Origin of the sequence: Tistlia consotensis USBA 355 (assembly GCF_900177295.1) — a bacterium.
GTDB lineage: Bacteria > Pseudomonadota > Alphaproteobacteria > Kiloniellales > DSM-21159 > Tistlia > Tistlia consotensis.
This window is the reverse complement of sequence record NZ_FWZX01000006.1, coordinates 36,419-51,690: the sequence shown is the minus strand read 5'-3', so window position 1 is coordinate 51,690 and position 15,272 is coordinate 36,419. Positions and strand designations below refer to the sequence as shown.

General features: G+C 72.9%; 15 protein-coding genes and 1 tRNA gene. 8 read left to right on the top strand and 8 right to left on the bottom strand.

Annotated elements, in window-relative coordinates; translation table 11 throughout:
- The first annotated feature begins 2 nt into the window (after nt 1–2).
- Nucleotides 3–722 carry a haloacid dehalogenase type II gene (locus B9O00_RS10085; RefSeq protein WP_085122494.1) on the top strand — a complete coding sequence of 240 codons (720 nt, stop codon included), beginning with the start codon at nt 3–5 and terminating at the stop codon, nt 720–722.
- Here the strand turns inward: B9O00_RS10085 and B9O00_RS10080 are convergent.
- A complete protein-coding gene (locus B9O00_RS10080; protein ID WP_085122492.1) occupies nt 719–1,549 on the bottom strand; it encodes an SDR family oxidoreductase in 831 nt (276 codons plus the stop codon). The two genes, B9O00_RS10085 and B9O00_RS10080, sit on opposite strands and share 4 nt — an antisense overlap.
- Before the next feature lie 110 nt (nt 1,550–1,659).
- Here B9O00_RS10080 and B9O00_RS10075 point away from each other — a divergent pair, with 110 nt between their 5' ends.
- Nucleotides 1,660–2,574, top strand: coding sequence for a LysR family transcriptional regulator (locus B9O00_RS10075; RefSeq protein WP_085122491.1), 915 nt, complete (start codon nt 1,660–1,662; stop codon nt 2,572–2,574).
- A 13-nt stretch (nt 2,575–2,587) separates the two neighbouring features.
- Here the strand turns inward: B9O00_RS10075 and B9O00_RS10070 are convergent, their stop codons facing one another.
- Nucleotides 2,588–3,442, bottom strand: coding sequence for an aldo/keto reductase (locus tag B9O00_RS10070; RefSeq protein ID WP_085122490.1), 855 nt, complete (start codon nt 3,440–3,442; stop codon nt 2,588–2,590).
- 64 nt (nt 3,443–3,506) lie between these two features.
- Nucleotides 3,507–5,408 carry an MHYT domain-containing protein gene (locus B9O00_RS10065; RefSeq protein WP_085122489.1) on the bottom strand — a complete coding sequence of 634 codons (1,902 nt, stop codon included), beginning with the start codon at nt 5,406–5,408 and terminating at the stop codon, nt 3,507–3,509.
- Between the two features lie 177 nt (nt 5,409–5,585).
- Here B9O00_RS10065 and B9O00_RS33030 point away from each other — a divergent pair, with 177 nt between their 5' ends.
- Complete coding sequence (locus tag B9O00_RS33030) at nt 5,586–6,089, top strand: PAS domain-containing protein (protein ID WP_159460174.1); 504 nt, start codon at nt 5,586–5,588, stop codon at nt 6,087–6,089.
- 154 nt (nt 6,090–6,243) lie between these two features.
- Nucleotides 6,244–6,885 carry an RT0821/Lpp0805 family surface protein gene (locus B9O00_RS10055; RefSeq protein ID WP_218822803.1) on the top strand — a complete coding sequence of 214 codons (642 nt, stop codon included), beginning with the start codon at nt 6,244–6,246 and terminating at the stop codon, nt 6,883–6,885.
- A 48-nt stretch (nt 6,886–6,933) separates the two neighbouring features.
- Here B9O00_RS10055 and B9O00_RS10050 read toward each other — a convergent pair whose 3' ends face one another.
- Complete coding sequence (locus B9O00_RS10050; RefSeq protein ID WP_085122486.1) at nt 6,934–7,323, bottom strand: hypothetical protein; 390 nt, start codon at nt 7,321–7,323, stop codon at nt 6,934–6,936.
- A 173-nt stretch (nt 7,324–7,496) separates the two neighbouring features.
- Here B9O00_RS10050 and B9O00_RS10045 point away from each other — a divergent pair, with 173 nt between their 5' ends.
- Nucleotides 7,497–8,417 (top strand): helix-turn-helix domain-containing protein, encoded by a 921-nt coding sequence (locus tag B9O00_RS10045; RefSeq protein WP_159460173.1) that lies wholly within the window; start codon nt 7,497–7,499, stop codon nt 8,415–8,417.
- Between the two features lie 64 nt (nt 8,418–8,481).
- Here B9O00_RS10045 and B9O00_RS10040 read toward each other — a convergent pair.
- Together B9O00_RS10040 and B9O00_RS10035 are read right to left on the bottom strand one after the other, a co-directional pair.
- Nucleotides 8,482–8,556: transfer RNA gene (locus tag B9O00_RS10040), tRNA-Thr, on the bottom strand.
- An 82-nt stretch (nt 8,557–8,638) separates the two neighbouring features.
- On the bottom strand, nt 8,639–8,893 hold the full coding sequence (locus B9O00_RS10035) for a SemiSWEET transporter (RefSeq protein WP_085122482.1): 255 nt from the start codon (nt 8,891–8,893) through the stop codon (nt 8,639–8,641).
- 177 nt (nt 8,894–9,070) lie between these two features.
- Here B9O00_RS10035 and B9O00_RS10030 point away from each other — a divergent pair, with 177 nt between their 5' ends.
- From B9O00_RS10030 to B9O00_RS10020, 3 genes are all read left to right on the top strand, one after another.
- Nucleotides 9,071–10,570, top strand: coding sequence for an aldehyde dehydrogenase (locus B9O00_RS10030; protein WP_085122480.1), 1,500 nt, complete (start codon nt 9,071–9,073; stop codon nt 10,568–10,570).
- Between the two features lie 218 nt (nt 10,571–10,788).
- A complete protein-coding gene (locus B9O00_RS10025) occupies nt 10,789–12,078 on the top strand; it encodes an MFS transporter (protein WP_085122478.1) in 1,290 nt (429 codons plus the stop codon).
- Between the two features lie 64 nt (nt 12,079–12,142).
- Nucleotides 12,143–12,772 (top strand): glutathione S-transferase family protein, encoded by a 630-nt coding sequence (locus tag B9O00_RS10020; RefSeq protein ID WP_085122477.1) that lies wholly within the window; start codon nt 12,143–12,145, stop codon nt 12,770–12,772.
- Nucleotides 12,773–12,795: 23 nt separating this feature from the next.
- Here the strand turns inward: B9O00_RS10020 and B9O00_RS10015 are convergent, their stop codons facing one another.
- Nucleotides 12,796–13,704, bottom strand: coding sequence for a hypothetical protein (locus tag B9O00_RS10015; RefSeq protein ID WP_085122475.1), 909 nt, complete (start codon nt 13,702–13,704; stop codon nt 12,796–12,798).
- Nucleotides 13,705–13,795: 91 nt separating this feature from the next.
- The gene (locus B9O00_RS10010; protein ID WP_085122700.1) at nt 13,796–14,992 is read right to left on the bottom strand and encodes an osmoprotectant NAGGN system M42 family peptidase; all 1,197 of its coding nucleotides are present in this window, start codon (nt 14,990–14,992) and stop codon (nt 13,796–13,798) included.
- Nucleotides 14,993–15,272: the final 280 nt, after the last annotated feature.

The following is a 15,272-nucleotide window of genomic DNA, read 5'->3' as shown; positions in this document are numbered from 1 at the left end:
CGATGACCGCCGTGCCGGCCGTCGAGGCGCTGCTGTTCGACGTCTTCGGCACGGTGGTCGACTGGCGCGGCTCGATCGCGCGGCTCGGTGCCGCCTTCGCCGAGGGGCGCGACCTGCCGCCGGTCGACTGGGCGGCCTTCGCCGACGCTTGGCGGGCGCGCTACCAGCCGGCCATGGCCGAGGTGCGCGAGGGGCGCCGTCCCTTCGTCCGGCTCGACGTCCTGCACCGGGAGAACCTGGACGCGATCCTGGCGGACTTCGGCCTGGAGAGCCTCTCCGCGGCCGAGCGTGACGAGCTCAATCTCTTCTGGCACCGCCTCGACCCCTGGCCGGACTCGGTGGCCGGCATGACCCGGCTGAAGCGCCGGCTGATCCTGGCCGCCCAGTCGAACGGCAACATCGGCCTCATCGTCGACATGGCGAAGTACGGCGGCCTGCCCTGGGACGTCGTGCTCGGCGCCGAGGTCGTCGGCGCCTACAAGCCGCGCCCCGAGGCCTATCTCGGCGCCTGCGAGAGGCTCGGCCGCGCGCCCGGGCGCTGCCTGATGGTCGCCGCCCACAACGACGACCTGGCTGCGGCGGCCGACTGCGGCCTGCGGACCGCCTTCGTCCGGCGGCCGGAGGAGAAGGCGCCGGGGGAGACCTACGACCTCGTGCCGACGGGCGACTGGGATCTCGTCGTCGACAGCCTCGATGAGCTGGCCGACCGCCTCGGCTGCTAGCCCTCCGCGAACTGCGCGCGCATGAAGGCGACGTAGTCTTCGTCGGACAGCTCCTGGCGGGCGCGCACGAAGCCGCGGGCATCGTCGCCGACCAGATAGCGCAGGCGCGGGCTGCCGTCCGTCGCGGCCTGGAAGATCGCCTCCGCGACCTCCTCGGCCGACAGGGAGCGTGCCGCCGTCATGCGGGCGAAGGCCGCCGCCGTGCGTTCGACGAAGGCGTCGTAGTCGGGCAGGCCGGCCGCCGCCTGCCGCTCCTGCGCCGAGCGCTCGCCGAAGGCCGTGCCGGTGACGCCGCCATGGGGCACGACCAGCTTCACTGCGACGTTCTGCGAGGCGAGCTCGTAGGCCAGCGCCTCGGAGAAGCCGTCGAGCGCGAACTTGCTGGCGCAGTAGAGCGAGAGCAGCGGCAGGGTGAAGAGCGCCGCGCCGGAGCTGACGTTGACGATCGTGCCGCCGCCCTGGGCGCGGAAGTGCGGCAGCAGGGCCCGGGTCACGTCCATCACGCCGAACAGGTTGACGTCGAACTGCTCGCGGATCCGCTCGGGCGGCGTCGTCTCGAACAGGCCGAAGAGGCCGAAGCCGGCATTGTTGACCAGCAGGTCGATCCGCCCGAAGCGCGCGATGCCGGCCTCGACCGCGGTGGCGATACTCGGGCCGTCGGTGACGTCCAGCCGCTGCACCAGGACGGCCGGGTCTTCGGCGAGATCCGCGGCCTTCGCGGTGTCGCGCAGCGTCGCGACGACGTTCCAGCCGCGCGCCGCGAAGAGCCGCGCCGTCGCGCGGCCGATGCCCGACGAGGCGCCGGTGACGAAAAGGGTTCTGCTCATGGGAGTTCCTTTCTGCCCCTTGCCCGAAGATCGGCAGGGCTGAGATGGACTCCTGTTCGTGCCGGGACAATCGGCCTAGGATTGCACAAGTTGATGCAGGATCTGGGACAATGCAGCGGGCCGGCCTCTTCGAGCTGAACGCCGTGGTCGCGGTCGCGGCGCGGCGCAGCTTCCGCGCGGCGGCCGCCGAGCTCGGCATGTCGCCCTCGGCGCTGAGCCACGCCGTGGCGGCCCTGGAGCGGCGGCTCGGCGTGCGCCTGTTCAACCGCACGACGCGCAGCGTCGCGCTCTCGGAAGCCGGGGAGCAGTTCCTGGCGCGCGTCGGCCCGGCGCTGCGCGAGATCGCCGAGGCGATGGAGGCGGTCGAGCACTACCGCGACCGGCCGGCCGGGACGCTGCGGATCAACGCCTCGGAGGGGGCGGCGCGCCAGATCCTGGAGCCGGTCGTGCTGCCCTTCCTGGAGCGCTATCCCGAGATGTCCGTCGACCTGGTGACCGAGGGCCGGCTGGTCGACATCGTCGCCGAGGGCTTCGACGCCGGCATCCGCATCGCCGAGGCGGTGCCGCGCGACATGATCGCCGTGCCCTGCGGTCCGCCCCAGCGCTTCGTCGTGGTCGCCGCCCCCGGCTACCTCGCGCGGCGCGGCCGGCCCGAGACGCCCGGCGATCTCGTCGGCCACGCCTGCATCCGCGGCCGCCTGCCGAGCGGCGCGCCGCTGCGCTGGGAGTTCGCGAGGCACGGCGAGCCGCTCGCCGTCGAGGTCTCGGGCCCGCTGACCCTCGGCGGCTCGGACCTGATCGTCGAGGCGGCGCTGAACGGCGCCGGGCTCGCCTACGTCAGCGAGTGGGCGGCCGCGCGCGAGCTCGCCGCCGGCCGCCTGGTCCGGCTGCTAGACGACTGGGCGCCGGCCTTCCCGGGCCTCAGCCTCTACTACCCCGGCCACCGCCTTGTGCCGGCCGGGCTCAAGGCCTTCGTCGCCCTGGTCCGCGAGGCGACGGCCCGCTGGGACGCGGCGGATTCCTGACGCCGGCGTCGCGTCACAGCATGGCCAGCGGCTCGGGCCCGCGTGGCGGCGGGAAGAGCCGGTCCAGCTCGGCGAGCTGGCCGTCGTCGAGCGCGAGGTCGCGGGCGGCGACGTTCTCGCGCAGGCGTGCGCGGCTGCCGGTCTTGGGGATCGCGATCACGCCGTCGCGGGCGAGCAGCCAGGCCAGCGCCGCCTGGGCCGGAGTCATGCCGTGGCGCCGCGCGAAGTCGGCGAGGCCCGGCTTGCGCAGCAGCCGCGCCTGCTCGAGCGGCGAGTAGGCCATGACCGGCACGCCGCGCCCTGCCAGCGCCGGCAGCAGGTCCCATTCGGGGCCGCGCCGGGACAGGTTGTAGAGCACCTGGTCGGTCGCGGCGGCGTCGCCGCCGGGGACCGACCACAGCTCCTCCATGTCGGCGAGATCCAGGTTGCTGACGCCCCAGTGGCGGATCTTGCCGGCGCGCCGCAGGGCCTCGAAGGCCTCGACCGTCTCGGCCAGCGGCAGGCTGCCGCGCCAGTGCAGCAGGTAGAGGTCGAGGCGGTCGGTGCGCAGCCGCTTCAGCGAGCGCTCGCAGGCTTCCGGCACGCCGCGCCGCGTGGCGTTGTGCGGATAGACCTTGCTGACCAGGAAAGCCTCGTCGCGGCGCCCGGCCAGGGCCTCGCCGATCAGGCTCTCCGAGGCGCCCTCGCCGTACATCTCGGCGGTGTCGATCAGCGTCGCGCCGAGGTCGAGGGCCTCGCGGATCGTCGCCAGCTCCTCCGCGCGCGCCGATCGGTCGTCGCCCAGGCACCAGGTGCCGAGGCCGAGCGCCGGGACGCGCTCGCCCGAGGGCAGCGCGACCGTTCGCGCCGGCTGTGCGGATGTCGCCATGGATCGGGGCCTCCTTCTGCCGTTCCCCAGGCCTAACCTCTGGCGCAGGGCGAGGGAAGGGGCCTCAGAGGGCCGCCAGGGACTGGGCGTCCAGTTCGCGCAGCCGTCCGGCCGGCAGGCTCACCGTGACGGTGGTGCCGACGCCGGGCTCGCTGACCAGCCCCAGGCTGCCGCCGTGCAGCTCGGTCAGGCCGCGGGCGATCGGCAGGCCGAGGCCGCTGCCTTCGTAGCGCCGGGCCAGGGAACCGTCGGCCTGGACGAAGGGCTGCCAGATGCGCGCCAAGTCGGCCTTGGCGATGCCGATGCCCTGGTCCGCGACCTGGATCGCGAGGCTGCCGTCGGCGCGCCGGTGCGCCGCGACCAGCACGCGGCCGCCGTCGTTCGAGAACTTGACGGCGTTGCTCAGCAGGTTGATCAGCACCTGGCGCAGCTTGGCCGGGTCGCCGAGCAGGCTCGGCTGGTCGAGCAGCTCGACGTCGATGCGGATGGCGCGCCGCTCGGCCGCCGGCGCGACCAGCTTGCGGGCGTGCTCGACCAGTTCGCCGAGGCTGGTCTCGTCCTCCTTGAGCGCCAGCTCGCCGGCCTCGATCCGGCCGATGTCCAGGATGTCGTTGACGACGCTCAGCAGGTGCTCGCCGCTCTTGCGGATGTCCCGGGCATAGTCGCGGTAGCGCTCGCTGCCGAGCGGCCCGAAGGCCTCGGTCGACATGATCTCGGAGAAGCCGATGACGGCGTTGAGCGGGGTGCGCAGCTCGTGGCTCATGTTGGTGATGAACTGCGACTTGGCCCGGCTCGCCTGCTCGGCCAGGGCGTGGGCCCGCTCCATGGCGCGGGCCGCGCGGGCCCGCTCGGTGACGTCGTAGAGCGTGAAGACGAAGCCCTCGATCGCGGGATGGCCGCGCAGGTCCGTGCCGACGAAGTCGAAGTCGCGCCGCCGGCCCTCGACGTCGACCAGCCGGGCACTGCCGGTGACGCGTCCGCCGTCGCCGGCGGCCAGCTCCGCGAGCGCCGCGCCGACGGCGGTGCGGTCCTCGCCGGCGAACAGCGAGGCCAGGTCCCAGTCGCGGAGCAGCCGGCTGTCGAGGCCCAGGCGCTCGGCGGCGGCATAGGCGATCCGGCCCGCGCGGTCGACCAGGAAGATCAGGTCGGAGGAGTTCTCGATCAGCGCCCGCAGGCGCTCCTCGCTGCGCATCAGCGCCAGCGCCTCGCGGCGGCTCAGCGCGTCGAAACGCCGGTGCAGGATCACCGAGGCGAACTCGATGGCCAGGATCAGCGCCGTGCCGACGGCGATCAGCACCGCCAGGCCGATGCGCGGGGTGGTCAGGCCGGCGACCGCCTGGTCGGTCGCCATCGGCACGAAGCTGGCCGCCCACATGCCGGTGAAGTGCATGCCGGAGATCGCGCCGCCCATGAGCACCGAGGCGCCCAGGGTGTAGCGCAGGCTGCGCGCCCGGAAGGCCAGCCACAGGGCGGCGGTTGCCGCGACCACGGCGATCGCGATCGACAGCGCGAAGATCCAGGGGTCGTAGACGATGCGCGCGGCCATGCGCATCGCCGCCATGCCGCTGTAGTGCATCGCGGCGACGCCGAGGCCCATGACCAGGCCGCCGACCACCAGCGCCGAGCGGCCGGCGTCGCGCTGGGCGTTGATCGCCAGGCCGACACCGGCGACCACCACGGCGATCAGCAGGGAGACCAGCGTCCCCGGCAGGTCGTAGGCGATGTAGACCGGGATCGTGAAGGCCAGCATGGCGATGAAGTGCATCGACCAGATGCCGCCGCCGATCGCCGCCGAGGCGGCGGCCAGCCAGACCAGCTTGGTCAGGCCGCGGCTGGATGCGACCTGCTGGGCGACCTGCAGCGCGGTGAAGGAGGCCAGGATCGCGACCAGGATCGCCAGCACGACGAGCCCACGGTCGTGGGCGGTCGTGAAGCAGAAGGCGACCGGGGAATCGAATGCCGGCATGAGCGCCAGTGTCGTCGTCCTTGGTTAAGGGAGCCCTTAGAATCGCCGTGCGAGAATGCGCCCCGCCCGGCGACATTGACCGCTAGGAAGGGACCTCCTAGATGGGATTCTGCACTTGCCGGTGCGGAAAACAATGAGCGGCCGCGGCCGCCGGCCCAGCCGCTTCGGACGGAGCCCGTGAGAAGCCCAGCCAAAGCCCAGGACGAGACGCGCCCGATCCAGGTTCCGGAGCTGGCGCGCCTGCGCGACGACTGGGAGACCTGGCGGGGCTCTGCGGCGCTGCCGCAGCGCTCGGCGCTCAATCCGCTGGCGCTGACCTACTGCCTGCCCAACCTGGCGCTGGTCGACATCGAGCGGGAGCCGTTCCGCCCGCGCTACCGGCTGGTCGGCACGCGGCTGGTCGATCTCTGGGGCCGCGAGCTGCGCGGGCGCTATGTCGACGAGGTCTATCGCTTCCCGGTGCGCAGCGAGGTGCTGGCGGCCTATCGAAAGGTCGTGACCACCGGCGAGCCGCTCTACAACGAACGGCTCTTCAATCTCGGCTTCCGCCGGCTGGGCTATCAGCGGCTGATGCTGCCCCTGACCGCGGGCGGGGACTCGGTCGACCAGGTCGTGCTGGCGATCTATCCGAGCGACCGGCGGATCCGCGTGCGCGCGGACTGGAAGGACCTCGCCGAATAGCGCGCGGCCGGCGCCGGCGTCTCGGGCGCCGCCGTTAACCTCCGTGGCCGGATCGCCTTCTTGCGGCCACGGCTTTGCCGACAGGCCGACCCAGCTATCCCTCGGAAGCGGACCCGTGCCGCCCGGTTCGGTCGGGAACCAGCAGGAGGGACCCATGCTCTCGAGATCTCTGCGCGCCGCCGCCGCGGCGCTGACCGTGATGGCCTGCGCCGGCTTCGCCGGAAGCGCCCTGGCCGACCCGCCGCCCTGGGCGCCGGCCTACGGCTGGCGGGCCAAGCACGGCGGCCATCACCGGGATCGCGACGACTGGGACCGCGACCGCGGCCGGCAGGTCGTGGTCGTCGAGCGGCCGATCCTGGTCCGGCCGCACGACCGGGTCGTCAGCTGCGACCGCTCGCTGCTGGCCGGTGACAATCAGCTGGTCGGACAGATCCTCGGCGGCGCGCTCGGCGGCCTCGCCGGCGCGCAGATCGGCTCGGGCAACGGCAAGCTGGCGGCGACCGCCGGCGGCGCCGTGCTCGGGCTGCTGGTCGGCGGCGAGATCGGCCGCTCGTTCGACGCCGCCGACGCGGCCTGCGCCCAGTACGCCCTGGAGGCCGGGGACACCGGCCGCACCGTGACCTGGCGCGACCCGGATGACGGCGTCGGCTACCGCCTGACGCCGACCCGGACCTTCCGCCGCGGCGACGGCTACTGCCGGGAATACACCGGGACCGCCTCGGTCGGCGGCCGGATCCAGAGGACCTACGGCACGGCCTGCCGCCAGCCGGACGGCAGCTGGCGCCTGGTGAACTGAGCGCGCCGGTCCGGCACGTCCGGCTCCGCTCCGGGCTCAGCCCCGGGCTCAGTCGGTCTCCGCCGGCGAGCCGCAGGCACCGATGGCCAGGAAGGCCGGCACCGGCCGGCCCGCCTCGGTCGTCGCGACCATCGTGCCGTCGATGCAGAGCGCCAGGAAGTCGGGCGCGCGCCACTGCACCTCGGCGATGCAGAGGCTCGGCGCGAGGGTGACCAGGCGGCAGGAGGAGATCGCGATCCGGCTGGCGTCGGCATCCGCCCGGCGCAGTTCGAGGCAGGCCTCGAGCGAGCCGTCCGGGCGTTGCCGGATCGAGAGCGCACCCTGCTCCAGCTCCTTTTCGGCGACGAGCTGCGCGCAGGCAGGCGGCGTCGGTCCGGCGAGGGTGACGGTCAGCAGCAGGCAGCCCTCCTGGACTCCGCTTGGCAGGTCGGCAGTCATCACGCCCGCTGTCCGCTATCCTCCGAGGCATTGCCGGGACACCGCGCGGCGGCGTCCCCGTCGGCCCGACACGGGCCGGCCCATCCTCCCGACAGGCCGTCTGGACCGGCAAGCCGAGATTGACTATTGACTTGGTCATGCCAGACCAAAGATTGCAGCGACCGTTGGATTGCTTGCACCGACGCTTGTGGTCGGCGCGCACCCGACGCGGGCTGTCGCGGGCTGCCGCCAGCGCCGCCCTGGGGGTTTCCAGCAAGCATCTGCAGCGTGTCGAGAACGCCGAGCGCGAGCCGACCGTCGCCCAGGTGACCGCGGCGGCGACCCTCTACGGGGTCGAGGCGCGCTGGCTGCTGCTCGGCGAGCGGTCGCCGGAGACGCCGCAGCCGCCGGTCGCGCTCGCCGAGCTGCTGCACCGCTGCGTGCGGGCCCAGGCGCGGCGCGACGATCCGGGCGGCCCGCAGGAGCCGGGGAGCGCGGCGCAGGGCGAGCTGGCCCGGGACGTCGGCATCCTGACCCTGGCGCTGCTGCGCCGCTGCGCGCAGCCGGCCGAGGCCAGGCCGGGCTGGTGCGGCACCGCCTCGGCGGGAGCGGCGCCGGGCGCGCCGCGTCTCGGCAGCACGGCGGTCAGCCTGTCGCACCGGCCGGCCGAGGCCCTGATCGAGCGTCACGCGGCCTTCCGGGCGGTCCTCGACTGGCATGCGCGGACCGGCGGCGCGCCGCAGGCCGACGAGGCGGCCTTCCAGCGCCAGCTGCCCTGGCTGCAGATCCTGGTGCCGAAGCCGCAGGGCTCGCCCTGCCTCTGGTGCGGCCAGGAGACGCCGCCGGCGGCGATCTGGGGCGAGGCCGCCGCCTTCGAGCTGGTCGGCAAGTGCGCCCTGCCCGATGCCGTCTTCGACCGCGCGATCAGCGGCGAGTTCCTCGAGGTCGCGCGCACCGGCAGGCCGATCGCCCAGGCGGCCAGGGCGCCGCTCAGCGTCGAGGGCCGCAGCTACGTCGTGCAGTGGCACCGCTGGATCGCGCCGCTGCGCTTCCTCGGCCACCCCGCCGTCGCCTCCCTGGCGATCCTCGACCACGACCGGCGCCAGGAGATCTGAAGGCGGATTCTCGGGGCGAGGGGAGCCCAAAGGCGGGAGCGGGCCGGGCCGGACACTTTGAGAATGGTGCCGGGTGAGGGATTTGAACCCCCGACCTTCGGTTTACAAAACCGCTGCACTACCGCTGTGCTAACCCGGCATCCGGCGCCCCGGCAGGGGCGCGTCGGACGAGACGATAGGGGGCCGCTCGCGGCCTCGCAAGACCGAGGGGCCGGCCGGCCTCAGCCGTGCCTGAGCTTCAGCGCCAGGATCGAGCCGGCGAGCAGCAGGGTCAGGGCGTTGGCGACGACGATCGGCACGTCGCCGAGGATCAGGCCGTAGGCCAGCCACAGCACGATGCCCGTCACGAAGACCAGGAACATCGAGAGCGAGAGGTCGCGGGTCTGGCGGGTGCGCCAGGCCTTGAGCGCCTGGGGCAGGAAGGCGGCCGTCGTGCAGGTGCCGGCGGCCAGGCCGACGAGGGTGACGAGGGTCATGGAGGGGTCCGGGCAAAGGGGCCCCGCGCCGTCGCGGAGCTCGTCTGGCGAGACAGATAGAAGCGGCCCGGGCGCTTGACAAGCGGGTCCTTGCGGGCGCTTCGTCGGCCCCTGTATCGTCGCCGAGGATCGGCCCCCCGCGGGCCCTTCGGGCTCTCTCCAGAACGAGGCTTTCCCATGTCCGCCGCGCTGTCCCTCGACACGCTCCGCAGCCAGGCCGCCGGCCTGAACTTCCGCAACCAGGCCTTCATCGGGGGGCGCTACGTCGACGCCGCCGACGGCCGCACCTTCGACTGCATCAGCCCGGTCGACGGGCGGGTGCTGACGCAGATCGCGCGCTGCGGCAAGGAGGACGTCGACCGCGCCGTCAGGGCGGCGCGCGCCGCCTTCGAGGACGGCCACTGGTCGGGCCTGGCGCCGGCCCAGCGCAAGCGCACCATGCTGCGCTTCGCCGAGGCGATCGAGGCGCACGCGACCGAGCTGGCGCTGCTCGAGACCCTCGACATGGGCAAGCCGATCGGCGATTCGACGCGCATCGACGTGCCGGCCACGGTCAACGTCATCCGCTGGTACGCCGAGGCGATCGACAAGGTCTACGACGAGGTCGCCCCGACCGCGCCGAACGTCGTCGCGATGATCCGGCGCGAGCCGATGGGCGTGGTCGCCGCCATCGTGCCCTGGAACTTCCCGATGATCATGGCGGCCTGGAAGATCGGCCCGGCGCTGGCGACCGGCAACTCCCTGATCGTCAAGCCGGCCGAGCAGTCCTCGCTGACCGCGATCCGCCTGGCCGAGCTGGCCCTGGAGGCCGGCATCCCCGAGGGCGTGTTCCAGGTCGTGCCGGGCTTCGGGCCGGAGGCCGGCGAGGCCCTGGGCCGCCACATGGACGTCGACGCCATCGCCTTCACCGGCTCGGGCGAGGTCGGCAAGCTGCTGCTGCGCATGTCCGGCGAGAGCAACATGAAGCGCGTCGGCCTGGAGTGCGGCGGCAAGACCCCGCATATCGTGCTGGCCGACACCCACGACCTGGACGCCGCGGCGACCGCCGCCGCCTGGGGCATCTTCTTCAACCAGGGCGAGGTCTGCAACGCCGGCTCGCGGCTGCTCGTCGAGCGCTCGATCAAGGACCGGCTGCTCGAGAGGGTCGTCGAGGTCGGCCGCAAGATGCGCTTCGGCGATCCCCTCGACCCGCAGACCCAGATGGGCGCGATCGTCGACCAGGACCAGCTCGAGAAGGTGCTGTCCTACATCGGCATCGGCAGCGAGGAGGGGGCGAAGCTGCTGCTCGGCGGCAGGCGCGCCCGTGCCGAGAGCGGCGGCTTCTACATCGAGCCGACGATCTTCGACGGCGTCGAGAACCGCATGCGCATCGCCCAGGAGGAGATCTTCGGGCCGGTGCTCTCGGTGCTGACCTTCGAGGACCTCGACGAGGCGGTGAAGATCGGCAACGACACGATCTACGGCCTGGCCGCGGCGATCTGGACCAGCGACATCAACAAGGCGATGCACGCCTCCAAGAAGCTGCGCGCCGGCTCGGTCTGGGTGAACTGCTTCGACGGCGGCGACATCACGACGCCGTTCGGCGGCTACAAGCAGTCCGGCTTCGGCCGCGACAAGTCGCTGCACGCGCTCGACAAGTACAGCGAGCTGAAGACCATCTGGATCGAGCTGCACTGACGGTGGGCAGGTGAGGGGCCGACGGAGCCAGGTCACCCCTCACCCTCCCACGACCTGACGGTCGCGGGCCCCTCCCTCTCCCCCGAGGGGCGAGGGGTCATTGCGACGCTCCGTCCATTCCCTCGCCCCTTGGGGGAGAGGGAGGGGCCCACGCGACAGCGTGGGAGGGTGAGGGGGGCGGCCTGCTCGATCCGCCGATCAGGGAAGGAGCGGCCGCCATGCTGTTCGTGCTGCTCTCCGGCATCGCCTTCATGGTCATGGGCCACGGCCTGCAGACCTCTCTGCTGGGCGTGCGCGCGGGTTTCGAGGGCTTTCCCGACTACGCCATCGGCCTGATCCAGTCGGCCTTCTACGTCGGCTTCGTGGCCGGCACGCTGTCCGGACCCTGGTTCGTGCGCCGGGTCGGCCACATCCGCACCTTCGCAGCCTTCGCCTCGCTCGCCTCGATGTCGACGGTGCTGCACGCCGTCGTCGTCGACCCCTGGTCCTGGCTCGTGCTGCGCGCGGTCACCGGGGCGGCCCTGGCCGGCACCTTCATGGTCTCGGAAGCCTGGCTCAACGCCATCGCGACGACCGCCAGCCGCGGCCGCATCCTGTCGCTCTACACCCTGGTCAGCCTGGTCGCCTACGGCGCCAGCCAGCTGTTCCTGACCCTGGCCAAGCCGCAGTCCTTCGAGCTCTTCGTGCTGGTCTCGATCCTGATCTCGGCCTCGCTGATCCCGCTCTCGGTCAGCAAGATCGACAACCCGCCGACCATCTCGGTCAACCGCCTGGGCCTCGGCCGGCTCTACCGGACCTCGCCGCTCGGCGCGTTCGGCGCCTTCATGGCCGGCGTCGTGCTGGCGGCCTTCTACGGCCTCGGCGCCGTCTTCGTGCAGCGGCTCGGCTATTCAGGCGACCAGGTCGCCCTGTTCATGACCGTCTCGATCCTGGGCGCCGCGGTGGTCCAGTGGCCGATCGGCGCGCTGTCGGACTGGCTCGACCGGCGCAGCGTGACGGCGGCGACCTGCCTCGCCGCCGCGGTGGCGGCCCTGGCCATCGCCCACCTGGTCGGCGACCGGATGCAGCCGCTGCTGGTCGCCGGCTTCCTGTTCGGCGGCCTGACCGGGCCGATCTACGCGCTCTGCGTCGCCCACGCCAACGACTACATCGACAGCAGCGACGCGGTCGGCGCGGCGAGCAGCCTGCTGACCCTCTACGGCATCGGCGCCGCGGTCGGCCCCTTCGTCGGCGGCACGATCATGGGCCAGCTCGGTCCCGACCGGCTGTTCGACTTCCTGGGCGTCTGCTGCGCCTCGATCTTCGCCTTCGCGCTCTGGCGCATGACGCAGCGCGCAGCGGTGCCGAACGCGGAGCAGAGCGCCTTCGTCGCCGTCGCCTCGACCGCCGCGACGCCGGTCGCCAGCGAGCTCGACCCGCGCGCCGACGACGAGGCGGGGGAGGCCGGCGATCCGCCGGTCGAGCCCGCCGCGCCCGGCCTCGACGAGGCGGGCGAGGAACGGCGCTAGTCCGGCTTGGCAGGCCGCCACGGCGCGCCCACTATGCGCCGTCACCGCCGTCAGGATGGCCCCGATGCTCACGCTCTACTACATGCCGCACAGCTGCGCCTTGGCCTCGCACATCGTGCTCGAGGAGGTCGGCGCCGGCTATCGCTCGGTCCTGGTCGACTTCCGCAAGGAGCAGCAGCGCAAGCCCGAGTACCTGGCGGTCAATCCCAAGGGCCGGGTGCCGGCCCTGGCGACCGGGCGCGGCGTGCTGACCGAGACGCCGGCGATCCTCGCCTTCCTGGCCCAGAGCTTCCCCGAGGCCGGGCTGGCGCCGCTCGACGATCCCTTCGCCTTCGCCGAGCTTCAGGCCGTCAACAGCTATCTCTGCTCGACCCTGCACGTCGCCCACGCCCACCGCATGCGCGGCTACCGCTGGGCCGACGATCCGGCGGCGATCGCCGAGATGAAGCGCAAGGCGCCGCAGGCGGTCGGCGAGGCCTTCGCGCTGGTCGAGCGGGAGCTGTTCCGGGGGCCCTGGGTCCTGGGCGAGCGCTACACGATCTGCGATCCCTACCTCTTCACCCTGGCGCAGTGGCTGGAGGCCGACGGCGTCGACCCCGCCGGCCTGCCGAAGGTCGCCGAGCACCGCCGGCGGATGGCGGAGCGGCCGGCGGTGCGCCGGGCGCTGGCCGCGGAACTGGCGCCGGCCGACTGAGCGGGGCAGCCGGCGCGCGCCCGCTACTCGGGGCAGTAGACCAGGCTCAGATGCCAGGGCGTCGGGTCGCCGGTGCTGGCCCGCGTGTGGAAGTCGAAGCCGTCGAAGGCCAGGCGCTTGGCGACGCGCGCGGCCTGCTCGACCTCCTCGCTGCGCCGCGTGTCGGCCAGCACGTAGAGTCCCGGGTCCGCCAGGTCGGGATCGTCCTGGCGCAGGTTCTCGCCGAGCGCCTTGAGCTCGATCCGGCCGTGTCGCGGATCGGCCTGCTTGAGGCTGGCGAGCAGGCGCGCGATCTCGCTGCGCAGGTAGGGGTCGTGGCGCTCCAGCGCGACCCGGCAGATCAGCAGGTCGTAGTCCCAGCCGTCCTGGCGCCCGGCGGCGACCTGGCCGAAGGGCAGCTTGGCGGCCTCGCTCGAGATCGGCCGGTCGCCTGCTGCGCGGCTCGCCATCGGGCCGGCCAGCGCGGCGCCGGCCTGCTTGGCGGCGACCGGATCGTCGGAGCGGTCGCGCAGCAGGGTCAGCATCTGCCGGCGGAACGGCAGGTCCGGCTGTGCCTCGAGATAGCCGACCAGGGCGCGCTGCTTGGCCGCGTCGCGCCGGGCGACGGCGTCCAGGGCGAGCTGCAGCACGCCGAGCTCGAAGACCTTGCCGTCCTGTGGCAGGGCCGTCGCCGTCGCGGCCGGCTGCGGCGCGGGGGCGGTCCCTGTCGCGACGCCATTCGTCGGGGCGGCGGCGGCCGGGCGGCGGCCCTGGAGCAGGGCGGCCAGCTGGGCGAGCTGCCGGCTCTGCTCGGCGATCGCCTGGCGCAGCGTGGCCTCGTCCTCGGCCAGCTGGTGCTGCTGCCAGGCGAACCAGCCGACCGCCGTGATCAGCAGCAGGGCCACCAGCACGGCGAGAGCGGGGCCGAGTGAGGAGCGCTTGAGCCGAACCATCCGCCAATCCCGGAAAGGCGCCATCAGGCGCTGCGGAGCGTATAGAAGGGCTTAACCGCCGGCCCTGCCGGGGCGCAAGGGCCGGCGGCGGCTACTCGGCGGCGCGCTCCGCCTTCTGGAAGGCGTGGAAGTCGGCCTCCTCCTCGGGCTGGCTCGGGAAGCCCTTGGGCGGGCCGAGCTGCTGGGTGTCGCGCTCGACCGCCGGATAGGACTGCATGTAGGCGGTCAGGAGCTTCGCCAGGCCCTCCAGCGACGACAGGTGCGTGCGCTCGTAGCCGTGGGTCGCGTCGGTGCCGAAGCAGACCAGCGAGACCCGGATGTCGTTGCCGGCCTCGAGCGCCGCGGCGGCGTCGCAGCGGTAGAAGCGGAAGACGTCGCGCACGTGGTCGATGGCGTTCTCGCGGGCGAGGCCGAGCAGCAGGCGGTTGAGGTGCCAGTCGAAGGGCCCGGAGGAGTCCTTCATCGAGATCGTCACTGAGGTCTCGATCGAGGCCTGGCCCGGGGCCTGCGGCGCGGTGTCGATGGCGACCAGCTCCGCGACGTCCTGGTGCAGCACGCCCGAGGCGCCGACGCCGACCTCCTCGGAGATGGTGAAGAGCGGGTGGCAGTCGACCGGCAGTCGGGCGCCCGTCTCGACCACCGCCTTGCAGGCCGCCAGCAGCACCGCGACGCCGGCCTTGTCGTCCAGGTGCCGGCCCTTGACGAAGCCGGAGTCGGTGATCGTCGGGTTGCTGTGCACGCCGACGAAGTCGCCGATGGCGACGCCCATCGCCTCCAGCCCCTCGCGGTCGTGGACCAGCTCGTCGAGCCGGAGCTCGACGTTGTCCCAGCTGACCGGCTGGCTGTCGACCTCGGTGTCGAAGGCGTGGCCCGACGACTTCAGCGGCAGGATCGTGCCGCTGCGGGCGCCCTCCTCGGTCAGCACCGTGACGTCGGCGCCCTCGGCGAAGCGGGCCGACCAGGTGCCGATCGGCGTGACCGCGAGCCGGCCGTTCGGCTTCAGGCCGCAGACCATGGCGCCGATCGTGTCGAGATGCGCGACGATCGCGCGGTCGGGCGCCCGCCGGCTGCCCTGCAGGCTGGCGCGGATCGCACCGCGCCGGGTCAGCTCGTGCTCGATGCCGAGCGCGTTCAGCTCCTCGACGACGACATGGACCACCTGGTCGGTGTAGCCGGTCGGGCTGTGGTGCTCGAGCAGCCGCAGCATGACCCGGCGCAGGTAGTCCATGTCGATGTCGAGGGCCTCGGGCAGCGGCCGCTCGGCGGTCTTTCGGTTCGGTTCGGCCATCATGCCTCCGCAGTAGCCGGGGTGGGCCGGGAGCGCGAAGCCCACGAGGGCCGTGCCGTTCGCCACCATCCCCAAATGGCTTCATCCTGAGCCTGTCGAAGGGCGCGTATGCGCGGCGCGAAGCGCGGGCCATTCGGCCCGGTCCGTGCCGCCTTCGCTCCATCCTTCGACAGGCTCAGGATGAAGCGAATGGGGACATCGAAGCGACGGTTCGGCGCTCTACCCCCCAACGAGCGGCCGTCGATCTGAGAGGCGCGGAAGTCCCGCGATCCCGGCATCC

What these genes read in the sequence shown, in the direction of transcription:
- B9O00_RS10085 (WP_085122494.1), top strand. Translation starts at nt 3, where the DNA reads ATGACCGCCGTGCCGGCCGTCGAGGCGCTGCTGTTCGACGTCTTCGGC.
- B9O00_RS10080 (WP_085122492.1), bottom strand. Translation starts at nt 1,549, where the DNA reads ATGAGCAGAACCCTTTTCGTCACCGGCGCCTCGTCGGGCATCGGCCGC.
- B9O00_RS10075 (WP_085122491.1), top strand. Translation starts at nt 1,660, where the DNA reads ATGCAGCGGGCCGGCCTCTTCGAGCTGAACGCCGTGGTCGCGGTCGCG.
- B9O00_RS10070 (WP_085122490.1), bottom strand. Translation starts at nt 3,442, where the DNA reads ATGGCGACATCCGCACAGCCGGCGCGAACGGTCGCGCTGCCCTCGGGC.
- B9O00_RS10065 (WP_085122489.1), bottom strand. Translation starts at nt 5,408, where the DNA reads ATGCCGGCATTCGATTCCCCGGTCGCCTTCTGCTTCACGACCGCCCAC.
- B9O00_RS10055 (WP_218822803.1), top strand. Translation starts at nt 6,244, where the DNA reads ATGCTCTCGAGATCTCTGCGCGCCGCCGCCGCGGCGCTGACCGTGATG.
- B9O00_RS10050 (WP_085122486.1), bottom strand. Translation starts at nt 7,323, where the DNA reads ATGACTGCCGACCTGCCAAGCGGAGTCCAGGAGGGCTGCCTGCTGCTG.
- B9O00_RS10035 (WP_085122482.1), bottom strand. Translation starts at nt 8,893, where the DNA reads ATGACCCTCGTCACCCTCGTCGGCCTGGCCGCCGGCACCTGCACGACG.
- B9O00_RS10030 (WP_085122480.1), top strand. Translation starts at nt 9,071, where the DNA reads ATGTCCGCCGCGCTGTCCCTCGACACGCTCCGCAGCCAGGCCGCCGGC.
- B9O00_RS10025 (WP_085122478.1), top strand. Translation starts at nt 10,789, where the DNA reads ATGCTGTTCGTGCTGCTCTCCGGCATCGCCTTCATGGTCATGGGCCAC.
- B9O00_RS10020 (WP_085122477.1), top strand. Translation starts at nt 12,143, where the DNA reads ATGCTCACGCTCTACTACATGCCGCACAGCTGCGCCTTGGCCTCGCAC.
- B9O00_RS10015 (WP_085122475.1), bottom strand. Translation starts at nt 13,704, where the DNA reads ATGGTTCGGCTCAAGCGCTCCTCACTCGGCCCCGCTCTCGCCGTGCTG.
- B9O00_RS10010 (WP_085122700.1), bottom strand. Translation starts at nt 14,992, where the DNA reads ATGGCCGAACCGAACCGAAAGACCGCCGAGCGGCCGCTGCCCGAGGCC.